The 18,121-nt window shown below is 63.0% G+C and carries 14 protein-coding genes; 6 read left to right on the forward strand and 8 right to left on the reverse strand.

Translation table 11 applies throughout. From position 1 onward, the window contains the following. Positions 1–14 precede the first annotated feature (14 nt). The 3 genes from BA011_RS00160 to BA011_RS00170 form a co-directional block, all read right to left on the reverse strand. A complete protein-coding gene (locus BA011_RS00160) occupies positions 15–1,451 on the reverse strand; it encodes an FAD-binding oxidoreductase (RefSeq protein ID WP_065278982.1) in 1,437 nt (478 codons plus the stop codon). A gap of 33 nt (positions 1,452–1,484) precedes the next feature. Beyond that, a complete protein-coding gene (locus BA011_RS00165) occupies positions 1,485–2,459 on the reverse strand; it encodes an L-threonylcarbamoyladenylate synthase (RefSeq protein WP_065278983.1) in 975 nt (324 codons plus the stop codon). Between the two features lie 265 nt (positions 2,460–2,724). Beyond that, positions 2,725–3,333 carry a DUF6656 family protein gene (locus BA011_RS00170; RefSeq protein WP_065278984.1) on the reverse strand — a complete coding sequence of 203 codons (609 nt, stop codon included), beginning with the start codon at positions 3,331–3,333 and terminating at the stop codon, positions 2,725–2,727. Positions 3,334–3,751: 418 nt separating this feature from the next. Between BA011_RS00170 and BA011_RS00175 the strand changes: the two genes are divergently transcribed. Continuing rightward, positions 3,752–4,996, forward strand: a complete 1,245-nt coding sequence (locus tag BA011_RS00175) for an aromatic ring-hydroxylating oxygenase subunit alpha (RefSeq protein WP_065282344.1) — start codon at positions 3,752–3,754, stop codon at positions 4,994–4,996. Between the two features lie 220 nt (positions 4,997–5,216). Beyond that, positions 5,217–5,696, forward strand: coding sequence for a BA14K family protein (locus BA011_RS00180; protein ID WP_065278985.1), 480 nt, complete (start codon positions 5,217–5,219; stop codon positions 5,694–5,696). 123 nt (positions 5,697–5,819) lie between these two features. Here BA011_RS00180 and BA011_RS00185 read toward each other — a convergent pair whose 3' ends face one another. After that, on the reverse strand, positions 5,820–6,815 hold the full coding sequence (locus BA011_RS00185) for a transporter (protein WP_065278986.1): 996 nt from the start codon (positions 6,813–6,815) through the stop codon (positions 5,820–5,822). 209 nt (positions 6,816–7,024) lie between these two features. On the opposite strand from BA011_RS00185, the gene BA011_RS00190 reads away from it, so the two are divergent. Both BA011_RS00190 and BA011_RS00195 read left to right on the forward strand, forming a co-directional pair. Beyond that, positions 7,025–8,803: an acyl-CoA dehydrogenase gene (locus tag BA011_RS00190; RefSeq protein ID WP_065278987.1), complete on the forward strand. Its 1,779-nt coding sequence runs from the start codon at positions 7,025–7,027 to the stop codon at positions 8,801–8,803. A 9-nt stretch (positions 8,804–8,812) separates the two neighbouring features. After that, a complete protein-coding gene (locus tag BA011_RS00195) occupies positions 8,813–9,568 on the forward strand; it encodes a crotonase/enoyl-CoA hydratase family protein (RefSeq protein ID WP_065278988.1) in 756 nt (251 codons plus the stop codon). A gap of 69 nt (positions 9,569–9,637) precedes the next feature. Here BA011_RS00195 and BA011_RS00200 read toward each other — a convergent pair whose 3' ends face one another. Genes BA011_RS00200 through BA011_RS00210 form a run of 3 tightly spaced genes read right to left on the reverse strand, consistent with a single transcriptional unit; the run spans position 9,638 to position 12,683 of the window. Beyond that, entirely contained in the window at positions 9,638–10,648 is a 1,011-nt protein-coding gene (locus BA011_RS00200; protein ID WP_065278989.1) for an MBL fold metallo-hydrolase, read from the reverse strand. A gap of 2 nt (positions 10,649–10,650) precedes the next feature. Beyond that, on the reverse strand, positions 10,651–11,901 hold the full coding sequence (locus BA011_RS00205) for a class I SAM-dependent RNA methyltransferase (RefSeq protein WP_065278990.1): 1,251 nt from the start codon (positions 11,899–11,901) through the stop codon (positions 10,651–10,653). Continuing rightward, entirely contained in the window at positions 11,898–12,683 is a 786-nt protein-coding gene (locus BA011_RS00210; RefSeq protein ID WP_237352533.1) for a TlyA family RNA methyltransferase, read from the reverse strand. Before BA011_RS00210 ends, BA011_RS00205 begins: the two co-directional genes overlap by 4 nt. A 93-nt stretch (positions 12,684–12,776) precedes the next feature. On the opposite strand from BA011_RS00210, the gene BA011_RS00215 reads away from it, so the two are divergent. After that, positions 12,777–13,787, forward strand: a complete 1,011-nt coding sequence (locus BA011_RS00215) for a DUF4424 domain-containing protein (protein ID WP_065278991.1) — start codon at positions 12,777–12,779, stop codon at positions 13,785–13,787. Between the two features lie 218 nt (positions 13,788–14,005). Then, positions 14,006–15,943: a methyl-accepting chemotaxis protein gene (locus BA011_RS00220; RefSeq protein ID WP_065278992.1), complete on the forward strand. Its 1,938-nt coding sequence runs from the start codon at positions 14,006–14,008 to the stop codon at positions 15,941–15,943. Positions 15,944–16,168: 225 nt separating this feature from the next. Here the strand turns inward: BA011_RS00220 and dxs are convergent, their stop codons facing one another. Next, positions 16,169–18,085 (reverse strand): 1-deoxy-D-xylulose-5-phosphate synthase, encoded by a 1,917-nt coding sequence (gene dxs / locus BA011_RS00225; RefSeq protein ID WP_065278993.1) that lies wholly within the window; start codon positions 18,083–18,085, stop codon positions 16,169–16,171. Between the last annotated feature and the right edge of the window lie 36 nt (positions 18,086–18,121).

Here is an 18,121-nt window from a genome sequence, read left to right on the forward strand (position 1 = left end):
GATGACGTGCAGTCTCACGGATCGAGGCTGACCACTTTTCCCGGGTTCATGATATCGGCAGGGTCGAAGGCGCGCTTGATGCGGCGCATTAGCTCGATTTCGATGGCCGGGCGGATCGCCGCCAGTTCGTCGCGCTTCAACTGGCCGACGCCGTGCTCGGCGGAGATCGAGCCGCCATGGGCAAGCACCAGTCCATGCACTATATGGTTCATCTCATGCCAGCGGGCGATGAAGGCGTCCTTGTCGGCGCCGAGCGGCTGGGAAATATTGTAATGGATGTTGCCGTCGCCCATATGGCCGAAGGCGCAGATGCGGGCGCCCGGCATGGCCGCCATCACCGCTTCTTCGGCCTCGGCCATGAAATGCGGGATCTTCGATACGGGCACGGAAACATCGTGCTTGATCGATCCGCCTTCCGGCTTCTGCGCATCCGACATGCTTTCGCGCATGTGCCAGAGCGCCTTTTGCTGCGCCACGGATGCGGCGATTGCGGCGTCCAGCACCAGCCCAGCCTCGAAGCCCTGTTCCAGCACGCCACTCAACATCCGCTCCGCCGTCTCGGCCGAATCCGACGTCGAAATGTCGATCAACACATACCAGGGATAGGCGGCCTCCAGCGGATCGCGCACGCCGTCGATATGGCGCGTGGTGATCTCGACGCCGAAACGCGGCATCAGCTCGAAACCGGTGAGCGAGGCGCCGCAGAGGCTGGAGGCGAGGTTGAAGAGGCCAAGCGCATCTGCCACCGAATTCAGGCCAGCGAAGGCCACCTGATGGCCGAGCGGCTGGGGAAAGAGCTTCAGCACCGCGCCGGTGATGATGCCGAGCGTGCCCTCGGCGCCGATGAAGAGGTCGCGCAGGTCGTAGCCGGTATTGTCCTTCTTCAGGCGGCGCAAGCCGTCCCAGATCTCCCCGGTCGGCAGCACCACTTCGAGACCGAGGCAGAGCTGACGTATATTGCCATAGGCAAGCACCGCCGTGCCGCCGGCATTGGTGGAAAGGTTGCCACCGATGCGGCAGGAGCCTTCCGAGCCGAGCGACAGCGGAAACAGCCGCCCATGCGCCTCGGCCGCCTTCTGCACCTCGGCGAGGATAGCGCCGCCATCGGCCACCAGCACGTTCGCCACCGGATCGACATCGCGGATCCTGTTCATACGCTCGAGCGACAGAATGATATCGGACTTGCCCTGACGCGGCGTCTGGCCGCCGACGAGGCCGGTATTGCCGGTCTGCGGCACGATCGCCGTTCCAGTCTCCGTCGCAAGCTTCATGATATCAGAGACTTCTTCGACCGAAGCGGGCTTCAAGAGGAGAGGGGAGGAGCCGTAATAGAGCCCGCGGTTTTCGATCAGATGCGGTGCAAGATCGGCCTCGCTACGCAGCGCGTATTTTTCGCCGACGATGGCCGCGAAGCGATCGAGGAGTTCGGTGGAAATGCTGGAATTGCTCATCGGGCTCGGTCCTTCATCGTGATGCACGGTCCTTCAGTCGCGGGGCGCGGCTGCCCGCTGCAGCCGGTCGTTGATTGCCTCGCCCAGGCCGTCCTCGGGAATCGGCGAAAAGGCGATGCTCTGGGCGCCGCTCGCATCGGCCCGCTTCATATAGTCGAAAAGATTGGCGGCGGCCTCTGCAAGGTCGCCGCGCGGGCTAAGGTCAAGGACGATCCGCGCACTGTCCGCGCCGGAGACCGCAGCGCTGCCGAAGGCGATCAGCGCTTCGCCGGGTTCGACTGCCGTCGCGTTGAGGCGCACGGAAGCACCCGGCGCGTAATGGGAGGCAAGCATGCCCGGCGCCTCGATGGCCGCCGATGCCGTCTTCGCCCGCAGCAGCGGCTGGCCTGCAACGCGCTCGATCTCGCGCGCCGCCAGTCCGCCCGGCCGAAGCAGCCTTAGTTGGCCGCCCTCTGCCTTGACGATCGTCGATTCGACGCCGACAGCACTCGGGCCTGCGTCGAGGATCAGCGGGATTTTCGCCCCGAGATCGGCTTCGACATGGGCGGCACTCGTGGCGCTGATCCCGCCTGACGTATTAGCGCTGGGGGCTGCGAGCGGCCGTCCGAAGGCGCCGATCAAAGCGCCGGCAAACCCTTTCGGCACGCGGATGCCGACGCTGTCGAGCCCCGCGGTCGCCAGCGAATGGATCGAACTCTGAGGCTTCAGCGGCATCACGAGGGTCAACGGGCCGGGCCAGAAGGCTTTGGCGAGCGCCCGCGAGACCGGGTCGAACTCGGCATGTTCTTCGGCCATGGCAAGGTCGGCCATATGGCAGATCAGCGGGTTGAAGCGCGGCCGTCCCTTTGTCTCGTAGATGCGGGCAATGGCCAAAGGATTGGTGGCGTCGGCGGCAAGGCCGTAGACGGTCTCAGTCGGGATGGCGATGGCAAAGCCGTCGGCAAGAGCGGCTGAGGCCGCCTCGATCGCTGCCTGCCTGTCTGCCTCTATGTCGATCGTTCGTGCCATGTCCTGCCTGTGTTCGTCCCGGCAGTCATTAGGCTTTCCGCCGCCCGCGATCAATCGCGTTGTTCATCTATGCATGTCGCCCAAAAGTGTGCAGCGGTTTTGGGTCACGACATGCATCAAACAAGGATTATGCATGTCGCCCAAAAGTGTGCAGCGGTTTTGGGGTCACGACATGCATCAAGCCAGGATTATGCATGTCGCCCAAAACTGTGCAGCGATTTTGGCACCGACGTGCATCAAGCAAGGACGTAAAGCGCGGCGAGCTTTAGAGCTGCCGGATGATTTCGCGCAGCTGTTCGTTGCGGGCGCCGAGCAGCAGGATGTTGCGGATCGCCGCCTGCGGATCGTGGGTGCGGAAGAGCAGGCCGTTGCCGCGGACCGACCGGTCGATGGTCATCTTTTCCGCGGACTCTTCGCCTGGCTTTATGGCGACAGCGAAATACATGCGGGAATAACCGACGTCGATGCGCTCAAAGAAGTTGTCGTTGTCGCCGATGTCGGAGTAGAAATTGGCGATGTAGAAAGCCCAGCTCACCTCCTCGTAGCGGGCGAACTTCGTCCGTGCGGCGGTGACGTGGCAATAGCCGAGATGCGGGCTATCCTGCAGCGTCCGGTGGAAGATTATCTTCGGAAACTGGATCGAATGGTGGAAACCGTTGATGTTCTGATGCGTCTTTTCGCCGGCCACCTGCAGCTTGCGGCCGGTCTTTGCGGCGACCTCGTCGTGGGTGAAATATCGCTTTTCCTCTGCCAGCCAATGCCGCCGCTCGCGGGGGATGCGGCCGGTGCGCAGGAATTCGGAATGGGCGGCAATCAGCTGCGGCTCTTGCGGTCTGCTCGCATCTTTCGCGTCGAAATAACGGAGTTTGGCCATGGTTCGCGTTCTTCGGTCGGTCGGTGATCACCAGGAGGATAGGGCCGTATGCTTAAGGCGATGTTAAAAAATAGTCTCGCAGCCGGCAGGCGGAAGGGCAAATGCCCGCAAATGTCGCAAACGCGATGGCGGTCGATCTCGGCAGCAGACCTCTTTGCGGAGCGGGTCTTTACGCCATGTCGCAATTGACGATAATTGCCTGGAGAGTCGGGCGATGTCATCGACCGGGATCGGCAGCTTGCGGCTTGCCGCATCCTGTCGTCAATTTCGAAGCCGATGTCGCATTACAACCAAGCGGCAGGCAGGCTCGGTGATTAAATGACGCCATGAACACTTCTCCCGAAGGAGAAGCAAGCGGGCGCGCTTCCGCCGGCCTTCTTGCCGGAAGGGCGGCAGCCGGGTGCACGAGGACATGAAGATGGATATTCGCAGCAACGTTTTGCGTCAGCTCAAGAGCCGCCGTGAGGGCTTCAGCCTCGAACAGCCGTTCTATATCGACGAGGATTATTTCCAGCTCGACATGGAGATGATCTATTATCGCGACTGGCTGTTTATCGGCCATGATTGCGAGCTGCCGAAGCCGGGCGCCTATTTCACTGTTCAGATCGGCAGCTATCCCGTCGTCATCGTCCGCGGCCGTGACAATGTCATCCGCGCTTTCCACAACAGCTGTCGCCATCGCGGTTCGCGCGTCTGCACCAAGGAGCACGGCTCCTCCGTGCGTCTCGTCTGCCCCTATCATCAATGGACCTATGATCTCGAAGGCAAGCTCGCCTTCGCCCGCCACATGGGCGATGATTTCGACAAGACTGGCTTCAACCTGAAGCCCGTCCATTGCGAGATCGTCGCAGGCTATGTCTTCATCTGCCTTGCCAACACCGCTCCGGATTTCCAGCCGGTGCGCGACAAGATCGAACCCTATGTCGCGCCGCACCGGATCAGCGAGAGCAAGGTCGCCTTCCAGAGCACGATCATCGAGAAGGGCAACTGGAAGCTTGTCTGGGAAAACAATCGCGAATGCTATCACTGCGCCGCCAATCACCCCGAGCTCTGCCGCACCTATCCCGAAGCCCCGAGTGTCACCGGCACGGATGGCGGTGCCGACGATCCGGAGATCGCCGGCCATTGGGCGCGCTGCGAGGCCGCCGGCCTGCCGAGCAAATTCCAGATTTCGCCGGACGGTCAGTTCCGCACCGCCCGCATGCCGCTGATCGAGGATGCCGAGAGCTACACCATGTCGGGCAAGAGTGCCGTCAAGCGCCCGCTCTCCGACGATATCTCGATCAGCCATATCGGCACCATGCTGCTCTTCCACTACCCGACGACGTGGAACCACCTGCTCGGCGACCATGCCATCTCCTTCCGGGTACTGCCGCTCAGCGCCAACGAGACGGCGGTGACGACCAAATGGCTCGTCCACAAGGACGCCGTCGAAGGCGTGGATTACAATCTGGAGGAGCTGACCCACGTCTGGACCGAGACCAACGATCAGGATCGCCGCATCGTCGAGGAAAACGCCTTCGGCATTCACTCGCCCGCCTATGAGCCCGGCCCCTATTCCGCCTTGCATGAAGGCGGCGTCATGCAGTTCCTCGAATGGTATTCGAACTTCATGGTGAACCGTCTGCAGGGTGACCAGGCGAAAATTTCCGCCGTGGCCTAATGCATGTAGCCCGGAACTGTTACGGTTCCGGGATAACGGCATGCATGAACAAAGGACTGAAGTGCGTTCCGGGCGACATCATCGGCCTCCCGGTTAATGCCCGGTTCAGATCGATTTCTGTACACATACGAAGGCAGCTAGGCCCGGGCCGCTTTCGGAACCATTCCGGCACGAAAGCGTTGCTGAGCAGGCGGTTATCGCTGTTGAATGGGAGAGAAGAATGTTCGGTTTGAGTAACAAGATCGCGACCGCAGTTCTGGCGGCCGCCGTGGTGCTGACGGGCTTTGCGCCGTCGCAGGCAATCCAGATGCCCACCGCCCCGCAGGTGGAAAAATCCTCCGCCGTCGAGAACGTGCAGTACCGCCGCTATTATCGCCCCGGTTACCGTCCGGGCTACCGGCCTGGCTATCGTCCCGGCGCCTACTACCGGCCCGGCTATTACGGTGGCTATCGCGGATATTCCTATTACCGCCCGGGATACCGCCGCTATAACGGCTACTGGTATCCGCTCGCCGCCTTCGGCGCCGGCGCGGTCATCGGCGGCGCCATTGCCGCACAGCCGCGTTACGTCGCACCTGCGCCCCGCATGGGTTCGAGCCACGTCGCCTGGTGCGCCAACCGCTACCGGTCATACCGCGCCTACGACAACACGTTCCAACCCTATAACGGCCCGCGCCAGCAGTGCTATTCGCCGTATTGATAAGACCTGGAAACGCGCCGCCGTATCGAAAAAGTCTGCCCCTCACCCGAACCCTCTCCCCGTAAACGGGGCGAGGGACGTGCCAAACGCGACGTCGAGATTGAGAAAGCCGACGCATTGCCCTCAAAGAATATCCACCCGCCTCAGCAACCACCAGGCAAGGGCAACGGAGGCGAGGATGAGGACGATGGCGTATTCGGTGCCGTAGTCGCCGACGGCGAAGGGCAGGTTTGCCGTGTTCATGCCAAAGAAGCCCGTCACCAGGGTTGGCGGCAGCAGGAAGGCCGTCATGATCGACAGCAGATAGAGGTGACGGTTGGTTTCGGAGGATTGTTTCGAATCGATTTCTTCGTGCAGCAGGCGTGCCCGGTCCTGCAGCGCATAGATATCGTGGTCGACCGTTTCCAGCCGGCCGGTCAGCCGCCGCGCTACATCGTCGAAGCCGAAGGGCATCTCGTCCTCGTCGGCCGCCGCCGCCCGGCGCATCAGCGCCAGCACCGTGCGCAGGTGCCGATGCAGCCTGACCACGGTTCGCCGCACCGGCGCCAGGCGCCGGCGTTCATCGCGCTGCGCGCTGTCGTAGACGATATCCTCGATCTGGTTCAGCTCTTCGGTGAGTTCGATGACGATCGCGATCAGCGTCCGCTGGAATTCGGTCACCAGCAGTTCGAAGAGATCGACCGGCCGCGAGAATTTGCCCGGATTCTTCTCTATCAGCGCCCGCGCCCGTTCGACGCTGCGCAGCGGCTGCAGCCTCGTGGTGATAATGAAGCGGTCGGACATGGCGAAATGCAGCCAGCCGAGATTGTTGGTATCCTCGGCGAACTCGCGCTGGCAATCGACGAGCGTGCCATAGAGCATCTGCTCGTCGACGGTGATGGCCGCATGCGTGTCCCGCGTCGTCAGCGCCGATTTCGCGTCCTCAGTCAACCCCTGCAGAGTATCGAGCAAGGCCGGCACCCGGGCGTCGACAAGGTTGAGGTGCAGCCAGTAGAAACAGTTATCCGCGGTCAGTTCCGCCACCGTCGCACTGTTGTTCAGCCGCACCGCAGTCTTTTCATCCGGCGAGAAGCGATAGCCCCAGACGAAACCGGGTATGTTGACGGGCAATGTGTCCATTATTCGCCGATCCTTTGCGAAGGCGATGTCTTCCCTTAGAGTTTGTTCATGACGTCCATTTGGCCGATGGTGCAAGAGCAAAGGGTCATCTCAGCCAAACTATCGCATCGGCGCCGAGGAAATCGAAATTGACGTTTACGTAAAAATCAACTAGCCCTTGCCTCGGAGGGGTTTTGCCGCGCGCGAGGCCGGTCTGCGGAGGAAAAACCATGTACAAGGCGCCCGTCGAGGAAATCGCATTCACGCTGAAGCATGTAGCGGGCATGGGCGAGGCGATTTCAAAAGGCCTTCTCGGCGATCTCGGCGAGGATCTCGTCGACGCCATCCTCGCCGAGGCGGGGCGTTTTGCCACAGAGGAAGTGGCCCCGCTTGCCGAAATCGGCGACCGCCAAGGCGCCCGCCTGATCGATGGCGAGGTCCGGCTGCCGGATGGCTGGCGTGAACTCTACCGCCATTGGATTGCCGGCGGCTGGAACGGCTTGACGGCGCCCGAGGCTTTCGGCGGCCAGGCCTTGCCGCATATGCTGAATGTCGCAGCCCTCGAAATGTGGAATTCCGGTTCCATGGCCTTCGCACTCGCCCCGACCCTGACGATGGGCGCCATCGAGGCGGTCAGCGTCCATGGCAGTGCTGCGCTGAAAGACATATATCTGGAGAAGATGGTCTCCGGCGAATGGACCGGCACCATGAACCTGACCGAGCCGCATGCCGGCTCCGATCTCGGCGTGCTGAAAGCCCGCGCCGAGCGCCGCAATGACGGCAGCTACCGCCTTTTCGGCCAGAAGATCTTCATCACCTGGGGCGAACACGACGCGGCCGACAATATCATCCATCTGGTGCTGGCCCGCCTGCCGGATGCGCCGGCCGGCACACGCGGCATCTCGCTCTTCCTGGTGCCGAAATTCCTGGTGAACGACGACGGCTCGCTTGGGCCCCGCAACGATCTGTTCTGCCATTCGCTGGAGCAAAAGCTCGGCATCCATGGTTCGCCCACCTGCACGATGATCTACGGCGACGGCAAATTCGGCGGAGAAAAGGGGGCTGTAGGCTGGCTGGTCGGCGAGGAGAACAAGGGGCTCGCCTGCATGTTCACGATGATGAACAATGCCCGCCTCGCCGTCGGCATGCAGGGCGTGGCGATCGCCGAGGCCGCCACCCAGAAGGCGCTTGCCTATGCCAGGGAACGCACCCAGGGCAGGGCGCCGGGTTCAAGCGGCGCCGGCATGAGCCCGATCGTCGAACATCCCGATGTCGCCCGGATGCTCCTCACCATGAAGGCGCTGACGCAAGGGGCGCGCGCCATCTCCTATGCCTGCGCCCATGCGATCGACATGTCCCATCGGGCAGGTGACACCAGCCGCCACTGGCAGGAGCGCGCCGCCCTTTTGACGCCGATTGCCAAATCCTTTTCGACCGATGCCGGCGTCGACGTCGCCTCGCTCGGCATCCAGGTGCATGGCGGCATGGGTTTTATCGAGGAGACGGGTGCGGCGCGTTATCTCCGCGATGCCCGCATCGCGCCGATCTATGAGGGCACCAATGGTATCCAGGCGATCGACCTTGTCACCCGCAAGCTGCCGCTCTCCGGCGGCGATCAGGTGAAGGGCTTCATCGCCGAGCTTAAGCAGATCGCCGATGGCGTCCGCCGCTCCAATCTCAATGGTTTCGGCGAGACCGCCGTGAGGCTCGACACTGCGATCGCCGATCTCGAACAGGCGACCGCCTGGCTGATCAAAACACTTGCCGATGACAAGGCCGCCGAGGCGCTCTCCGGTGCCACCCCCTATCAGCGCCTGTTCGGGCTGGTGCTCACCGGCTGCTATCTTGCCAAGGGCGGTCTCGCCGAAAGTGCCGATGGTGCAGATGAAAGCCGCATCGCGCTCTGCCGCTTCGCCGCCGAAAACCTGCTTGCCGAGACCGCAGCCCTTCGCGATCGCGTCGTCAATGGCGCGGCAAGCCTTGCCGCCGCTCGCATCCTGCTTGCCTGAGGAGACCTTATGACCGATCACATCATCGTCGAGCAGCCTTCCGCCCATCCTGGTGTCCAGTCTATCCGCTTCAATCGGCCGGAGAAGAAGAACGCCATCACCCGCGCCATGTACCGCACCATGGCCGATGCGCTGAATGCGGCCAATGCCGATCCCGCCATCCGAGCCATCGCCTTCCTCGGCACCGAAGGCTGTTTCTCGGCCGGCAACGACCTCAACGATTTTCTCGCTGCTGCAATCGGCGGCGGTGGCCTGGGACAGGAGATCCTCGATTTCCTCTATGCTCTGGTGAATTCCGAGAAACCCGTCGTCTCCGGTGTCGACGGTCTGGCGATCGGCATCGGTACGACGATCCATCTGCATTGCGACCTGACCATCGCCTCCAGCCGCAGCCAGTTTCGCACACCTTTCGTCGATCTGGCGCTGGTGCCGGAGGCGGCTTCCAGCCTCGTCGCACCACGCCTGATGGGTCATCAGCGCGCCTTCGCCATGCTTGCCGCCGGCGAAGCATTCTCGGCCGAAGAAGCCAAGGAAGCCGGCTTGGTCTGGAAGGTCGTTGAGTCAGGCGAGGTCGATGCCATGACGCTTGGCCTCGCTGCAAAGCTCGCGGCCAAGCCGCCGGAGGCGCTGCGCATCGCCCGCGATCTCATTCGCGGCGACCGCAGCGAGATCATCGCCCGCATCGACGAAGAAGCCAGCTATTTTTCCGCGCGGCTGAAAAGCGCCGAGGCTCGGGCGGCATTCGAGGCCTTCATGCGCCGCTGAGCCTGGCTTCGCGGCAATCTCGATCGTTTCCGAAGAATCTTTGGCAGTGTGGCAGCAAACGGATGCCGATTAGACTGCGGGCACGTCGAATACTTCGCCAGCCCTGAGCGGCCGGAACCGTTCCGGGGGAATATCATGCTCGCGCATTGCGTCTTGCAACGCTTTTGCCGGCGCGTCGACCGCTTCATTTGTCAGTTGGAACGTGGCGAAGTGATGCCCGGCCACATAGGCGGCATTTGCCAACTTCATCCCGATCACCGCCTCCTGCGGATTCTGGTGCTGCCCTTTCATGAACCATCGAGGCTCGTAAGCGCCGAAGGGTAAAATGGCCAAGCGAAAGCCGCCATGCTTCTGCTGTGCCGCTTTGTAATTGATTCCGTCGTGAAAACCCGTATCTCCGACGTGATAAATTTTTCCGGCGGGAGTCGACAAAACGAACGACGCCCACAGCGCCATCCGGCGATCGGCGGTTCCGCGGGCGGACCAATGGTGTGCAGGCTCCGCATCGATGCTTATGCCGGCGTGCGAAATGCGCTCGCCCCAGTCCATCGATGTCGTCTCTATATCGGGCACGGCACGGCGAATGATCGTGTCATTGCCAAGTGGCGTCACGACACGCGGCCGATGCTTCGCACCCAACCGCCTGAGCGTTGCGATATCGAGATGATCATAATGATTGTGCGATACCAGCACGAGATCAATCGGCGGCAAATCATCGAACGCGATGCCCGGTGGGACGACGCGCCTGGGTCCGGCAAAAGCGAAGGGACTCGCGCGCTCCGACCATACCGGGTCGGTGAGGATATTGAGCCCAGCGACCTGCACGAGCATTGTTGCATGGCCAACCATGGTCACCCTTAGATCCTCGCCGTCGACGTGTGGATCCGGCTTGGCCATCGCGAACGGACTTGGGACCGACCTCGGCCAACGCTCACGGCCACCGCCGAATTGCCAGCGCATCAGGTCGCGGAAACCAAGGGGCTCAATACCTTCGGGATTGAAGAAATGCGTGCCGTCGAAATGATCGGACACTGGGCCGTTATAGTATGGGTTGCGTCTTTTGGTCTTTTCGACAGACACGCCTATTTCTCCAGCGTCGCCACCACCTCGACATGCGAGGTCCAGAGGAACTGGTCGATCGGCGTCACGCCGGTAATGCGGTAGCCGCCCTCGACGAGGATCGCGAGATCCCGCGCCAGCGTCAGCGGATTGCAGCTGACGGCCACGATCCTCTTCACGCCTGAGCGGGCGAGCTCCTGGCACTGGAACTCGGCTCCGGCGCGCGGCGGATCGAGGACGACGGCGTCAAAGGGCTTGAATTCCTGCGTCATCAAAGGACGGCGGAAGAGATCGCGCTTTTCGACGGTGACCGGCTTCAGCCCCTGCGTGTTGCGCGCGGCATGGTCGAGTGCTGCGAGCGCCTTTGCCTCGGCTTCGACGGCGTGCACGCGGCCGATCCGCGCCAGCCGCAGCGAAAACGTGCCGGAGCCGGCAAAGAGATCGGCGATCCGCTTCGCCTTGCCGGCATGGGCAATGACCAGCTCCGCCATCGCCTCTTCCGCCGGCTTCGTCGCCTGGGTAAAGCCGCCCGGCGGCGGTGAAACCTGGACGCCGCCGAATTCGACCATCGGCTTCGACGGTTCGACGAGAATTTCGCCGTTCAGTGAAACACGGGCGATGCCGCGCAGGCTGAGCGCGGTCTCGATCGCCTTGCGCCGCTGCGGATCGGAGAGTTTCTTCACGTCGTCGACGGAGATGTCGAGGCCGGAAAGCGTTTCGAGCACGGCGACGCGGAAGGGTTCGGCGCTGGTCGCCAGCGATGCAGCAATCGCCCTGATCGCCGGCAGCCGGGCGATGATCCCTGCCGACGAGATCGGACATTCCTCGATGGCGACGATATGGTGGCTTTCGGCCTGGTTGAATCCAACAAGCATGTCCTTCTCGGTCTTGCGCGCCGCAAACACCACGCGCCGCCGTTCGCCCGGCCGAGCCGGAACGATTTCGCCGACCTCCGGCGTCAGCCCCTTGGATTTCAGCGCATCGATGACCAGCTGCCGCTTGAAGGCGCGGTAGGGCGCATCTGCCATATGCTGCACCGTGCATCCGCCGCAGGTGCCGTTGAGGCCATCCGGGCCGAAATGCCGGCAAGGCGGCTCCTGCCGGTCGGGTGAGGGCGTCGTGATCGACATGATCGTGCCCTGGCTCTTGACGCGGGCAATCGCTACGGTTTCGCCGGGCAGGGAAAAGGGCACATAGACAGGTCCGCCGGCGCTGCTGGCGATGCCGTCGCCCTGGGCGCCGAGCTTCTCGATCGTGACTGTTTCGGTGCTCACGGCTTCAATCCTGCCAGAAGGAATTCCTGATTGCCGTCGCCGCCGGAAATCGGGGAGGGGATGAGGCCAAGGCTTTTCCAGCCCATATCCTCGACGAACCAGCGCTCCAGTTCCGCAGCAACAGTGGGAGCGGACGAGGGGTCCTTCAGCATCCCGCCCTTGCCGATCGCCTCGCGCCCGGCCTCGAACTGCGGCTTGACCAGCAGCACGGCGACAGCGCCGGGTTCGGCGATCTCAAGAGCCGGTGCGAGCGCCAGCCTCAGCGTGATGAAGGAGACGTCGGAAACGATGAAGGTGACGGGATGGCCGATATCCTCTGCAGTCAGGTTACGGGCGTTGAGGCCCTCCCTGTTCGTCACCCGCGGATCGCCGGATATGCGCGGATGCATCTGCCCATGGCCGACATCGATCGCGGTGACATGCGCAGCCCCGCGCTGCAGCAGCACCTCGGTGAAGCCGCCGGTGGAAGCACCGACGTCAAGACAGTGATGGCCGGCAGGATCGAGCCGGAAATGATCGAGTGCGGCGGCAAGCTTCAGTGCGGCGCGCGAGACATAGTCTTGCGCCGGATCGTCGATCTCGATTGCCGCGTCTGCGCTAAACAGCGCGCCGGCCTTCGTGACCACCTGACCGCCGATCCTGACAGTGCCGCGCTGCACGGCGTCGCGGGCGCGCGAGCGGCTGGCAAAAAGGCCGAGGGAGACGAGAAGCTGGTCGAGACGTTGGGTGTTTTGATCTGACATCGGCTGTGCATGACCGGCAAAGCCGTCGGTTGCAAGCATTTTGTTCCCAAGACCGTCATTGACCCTCAATAGCTTTCGGCGATAATCCCACCGCGGCGATCGCGGAGCGTGCCGCAGACACGGGGGTGTTCCATGCTGAAGCTCTTCACTCTGCCTGTCGCGATGGGGCTTGTCGCGGCAGTGATCGCATCGCCCGCGCTCGCGAACGATACTATGGCCGAGGTCAAGACCGGCGGGCTGATCTTTGCCCAATCCGACGATGTCAGCATGGCGCAAGAGGATCTCTTCATCTCCGCTTCGGAAGTGCGCGTCGACTATGTGTTCGAGAACAGCTCCGACAAGGATGTCGAGAGCCTGGTCGCCTTTCCGATGCCCGACATCACTGGCCAGGTCGACAACAATTCCGCCATCTCCGATTATGACAGCGATAATTTCCTGCATTTTTCCACCGTGCAGGACGGCAGTCCGATCACCGCCAAGCTGCAGCAACGCGTCGTCTCGCTCGGCATCGACGTGACCGACGAGTTCGCCAAACAGGGCATCCCCGTCCTGCCCTACAGCCAGAAGACGACCGAGGCGCTCGCCAAGCTTTCCGAAACCGTCCGCAAGGACTGGATCGCCCGCGGCCTCGTCTATCCCATGGGCGCCGGCGATGCCACGGTCGATCTCGTGCCGCTCTGGACGCTGCGCTCGACCTATTGGTGGCGCACCACCTTTCCGGCAAAGAAGAAGGTCAGCGTAGCGCACCGTTACAAGCCGGCCGTCGGCGGCACCGTCGCCATCAGCTTTCTCGAAAATGGCGAGCCGAAGGGTGAGCGTTTCGAGGAATATTCCCGCAAATACTGCCTTGACGGAGATTTCGTCAGGGTTGCCCAGCAGCGCGCGCGGGAAGCCGAGGCCGGAGGCGCCAACTATACCGAAAGCTGGATCTCCTATGTGCTGTCGACCGGCGCCAACTGGGCGGGGCCGATCAAGCGCTTCCAGCTGACGATCGACAAGGGCAAACCCGGCAGCCTCATCAGCTTCTGCGGCAGCAACGTTCAGAAGATCGGCCCGACGACATTCCGAATGACATCAGAGGATTTCGATCCTGCAAAGGATTTCGACATCCTGATCCTCAATCCTCCAGAAACGGCACAATAATCCGCAGGCTTGGCCGCTGTTGCGCTGCACAAATTTAAACAAATTTAAAGCCTGCCCGGATAGGTTCGGCGTGATTGTAGCGGTTCATCCAAGCCGCTCGGCGCCATGACGGCGCAAGCGTTTCCACGCCGATCATGTTCTCAGCTTCAAACATCTGGCGGTTGCGTCTCGCGCGACCTGCCTCTCGTCGCGTCGACTGTCGTCAGGAGAATCACCCGATGTCCGCCAAAAATATATCCTTGAACGGTAAGCTTGCGGCCACGTTCGCAGCCCTCATTCTCATTTTCGTCGCCGTTTCCGCTTTCGTCTATTCCAAGGCGACGGCGTCCGCGGCAGCGTCTGCCGAGCAGGAAAAGTCCGAGCTGCTCGTCAATCAGATCGACGATGCGCTGCAGGCGATGCTCGAACAGGCCGTCAACCTGCGCGGCTTCATCCTCTTCCGCAGCGACAGCACCTATGGCGATGTCTTCGCCAACCGCGAGCGCATGCTGAAGGCGATTGCCGCCGCCAAGCAGACGGCCGCCGGCGAGCCGCAGCTGGTCGAGATGATCGACGGTATGCAGAAGGCCGCCGATCTCTATTTCCATGAACTTGCCGAGCCGCAGACCAAGGCGCGCAAGGAAACCGACATGCCGATCGAAGAGGTCGTCAAGATCGGCGTCAACGCCACCAAGGGCCAGCTCGATGGCTTCCGCCAGGCCTCGGCCAAGATCAAGGCCACCGCGCGTGAAAAGTCGAATGCGCTGGCCGCTATCCGGGCCGATGCCAACAGCGATCTCAAGGTGACGCTGCTTGCCGGCGGCATCGTCGCCTCGCTTGCCGCCGCCATGCTCGCCTGGCTGATGTCGCGCATCATCGTCCGCCCGGTCGTCGGCATGACGAGCGCCATGGATCGCCTCGCCGGCGGTCAGAACGACATCGAGGTTCCGGCTGTCGAGCGCGGCGACGAAATCGGCCGCATGGCTCAGTCCGTCCTGGTCTTCAAGCAGGCGGCGATCGAGAAGCTGCGCCTTGCCGGCGAGACCGACCGCATGCGTGACGATGCCGAGCGCCAGCGCCGGGCAGGCGACGAGCAGAAGGCGCGCGAGGAAGGCGAGATCCGCTATGCCATCGACGCTCTGGCGGGCGGCCTTGCCGAGCTTGCCAATGGCGATATGGCCGGTCGTCTCCAGACGCCGTTCGCCTCGCAATATGACAGTCTGCGCAATGACTTCAACCACGCCGTCGAAAAGCTGCAGGCGGCACTGCAATCGGTCGGCCGCAACGCTTCGGCAATCAATGCCGGCGCCGGCGAAATCCGCTCCGCCGCCGACGATCTGGCCCACCGCACCGAGCAGCAGGCTGCCGCCGTTGAGCAGACCGCAGCAGCGCTCGAGGAAGTGACGACGACCGTCCGCGACAGCGCCAAGCGCGCCGAGGATGTCGGCAATCTCGTCGAGCGCGCCCGCCTCGGCGCCGAAAAGTCAGGCGAAGTCGTCCGCAAGGCCGTCTCCGCCATGCAGCAGATCGAGAAGTCCTCGGGTGAAATCTCCAACATCATCGGCGTCATCGACGACATCGCCTTCCAGACCAATCTTTTGGCCTTGAATGCCGGCGTTGAAGCCGCCCGCGCCGGCGATGCCGGCAAGGGCTTTGCGGTCGTCGCCCAGGAAGTGCGCGAGCTTGCCCAGCGCTCGGCGAAGGCCGCGAAGGAGATCAAGGCGCTGATCACCACCTCGGGCGAACAAGTCGTTGCCGGCGTCGGCCTCGTCGGCGAGACCGGCAAGGCGCTGGAGGTCATCGTCTCCGAGGTGCAGGAAATCAACCACCACGTCAGCGCCATCGTCACCGCCACGCGCGAACAGTCGATCGGCCTGCAGGAGATCAACACCGCCGTCAACAACATGGACCAGGGCACGCAACAGAACGCCGCTATGGTCGAAGAGCAGACCGCAGCAAGCCATGCGCTTGCCCAGGAGGCAAACGCCCTCGAAGAATTGCTGCGTCAGTTCAAGCTCGGCCAGGTGGCCCCGGCACCGCGCGCCAGCGTTGCCGGCACGAGCTCCCGCCCGGTCGCCTCTCCAGCCCACGCCCTGACCCGCACCGTCGCCAAGGCCTTCGGCGGAAGACAGGCAAGCGCTGCGGCGACCGTTCAGGAAGAGTGGACGGAGTTCTGAGAGCGGACCCTTTGCAGGGACGTTAAATGAAAAGGGCGGTGCAGTGATGTGCCGCCTTTTTTATTGAGAGGACCTGCCGAGCAGCCCCCTCATCCGCCTGCCGGCACCTTCTCCCCGAGGGGAGAAGAGATATGCCGCAACGTCTCGATTCCCTCTTCTCCCCTCGGGGAGAAGGTGCCCGTAGGGCGGATGAGGGGGCTACACGGCACACCCTCGCAAATTCACCTATCCCGCAACCCCAACCGCAACACCGCGCCCCAGCGCCCTGAACACCGTCGAGACGATGCCGGCGCGGTCGAGGCCGGCGTGGGCGTTCATGGCTTCGGGCTTGGCCTGCTCCATCCAGATGTCGGGCATCACGAGCGAGCGCAGCTTCAGGCCGTTGTCGAGCAGGCCCTCGGTGGCGAGGAAATGCATCACATGGCTGCCGAAGCCGCCGATCGAGCCTTCCTCGACCGTGATCACCATCTCGTGGTGGCGGGCAAGCTGCCGGATCAGATCATGGTCGAGCGGCTTGGCGAAACGCGCATCGGCGACCGTCGTCGAAAGCCCGGCGGCATCGAGATCCTCGGCGGCAAGCAGACAATCGGCAAGCCGGGTGCCGAAGGAGAGCAGCGCCACCTTGGTGCCTTCCTTGACGATGCGGCCCTTGCCGATCTGCAGGATTTCTCCGCGCGCCGGCATGTCGACGCCGACGCCTTCGCCGCGCGGATAGCGGAACGAGATCGGCCCGCCATCATAGGCGACAGCCGTGCGCACCATGTGCTTGAGTTCGGCCTCGTCGGCCGCCGCCATCACCACGAAGCCGGGCAGCGTGGTCAGGAAGGTGGTGTCGAAGGAGCCGGCATGCGTCGGCCCGTCGGCGCCGACGAAGCCGGCACGGTCGATCGGAAAACGCACCGGCAGTCCCTGGATCGCCACGTCGTGCACGACCTGGTCGTAGGCGCGCTGCAGGAAGGTGGAATAGAGGGCGGCGAACGGCTTGTAGCCTTCCGCTGCCAGGCCGGCGGCGAAGGTCACGGCATGCTGTTCGGCAATACCGACATCGAAGCAGCGCGACGGAAAAGCCTCGGCGAGCTTGTCGAGGCCAGTACCATTCGGCATGGCGGCGGTGATGCCGACGATCTTGTCGTCGAGGGCGGCTTCCTGCACCAGCGCTTCGGCAAAGACGCTGGTATAGCTCGGCGCATTCGGCTTGACCCTTGCCTGGGCGCCGGTGATGACGTCGAACTTGTTGACGCCGTGATATTTATCGGCCGCGGCTTCCGCCGGCGGATAGCCCTTGCCCTTCTGGGTGACGACATGAATGAGCACCGGTCCGCGCCCATTGTCGCGCACGTTGCGCAACACGGGCAGCAGGTGGTCGAAGGAATGCCCGTCGATCGGCCCGATATGATAAAAGCCCATCTCCTCGAACATCGTGCCGCCGGTGACGTAGCCGCGCGCATGTTCGACGGCGCGGGTGATCGCCCGGTCGATGTTCTTGCCGAGATAGGCCGTTAGCTTCTTGCCGAAGTCACGGAAGCCCATATAGGTGCGACCCGAGGCGAGGCGGGCGAGATAGGCGCTCATGGCGCCTGTCGGCGGCGCGATCGACATGTCGTTGTCGTTGAGGATGACGATGAGGCGCGCATCGAGTGCGCCGGCATTGTTCAGCGCCTCATAGGCCATGCCGGCCGACATCGCCCCGTCGCCGATGACGGCGATGACGCGGCGGTCTGATTTGTCGAGGTCGGCGGCAATCGCCATGCCGAGGCCGGCCGAGATCGAGGTCGAGGAATGCGCCGCCCCGAAGGGATCATATTCGCTTTCGGCCCGGCGGGTGAAGCCGGACAGCCCGTCTTCCTGGCGCAGCGTCCGGATGCGGTCGCGCCGGCCGGTGAGTATCTTGTGCGGATAACATTGGTGGCCGACATCGAAGATCAGCCGATCATCAGGCGTGTCGAAGACGCTGTGGATGGCGATCGTCAATTCGACGACGCCGAGACCGGCGCCGAGATGGCCGCCGGTGCGCGACACCGCATCAATCATTTCGTCCCGGACTTCGCGGGCAAGCTGCGGCAGGTCGCGATCCTCGAGCTTGCGCAGGTCGGCGGGATAGATGACCTGGTCGAGCAGGGGGGTCTTCGGCAGTTGTGTCACAGGCGGGCGCTCTTTCTTGCTTTTCCTTGTTCCGCT

Source organism: Rhizobium leguminosarum (assembly GCF_001679785.1).
Taxonomy (GTDB): Bacteria; Pseudomonadota; Alphaproteobacteria; order Rhizobiales; family Rhizobiaceae; genus Rhizobium; species Rhizobium leguminosarum_R.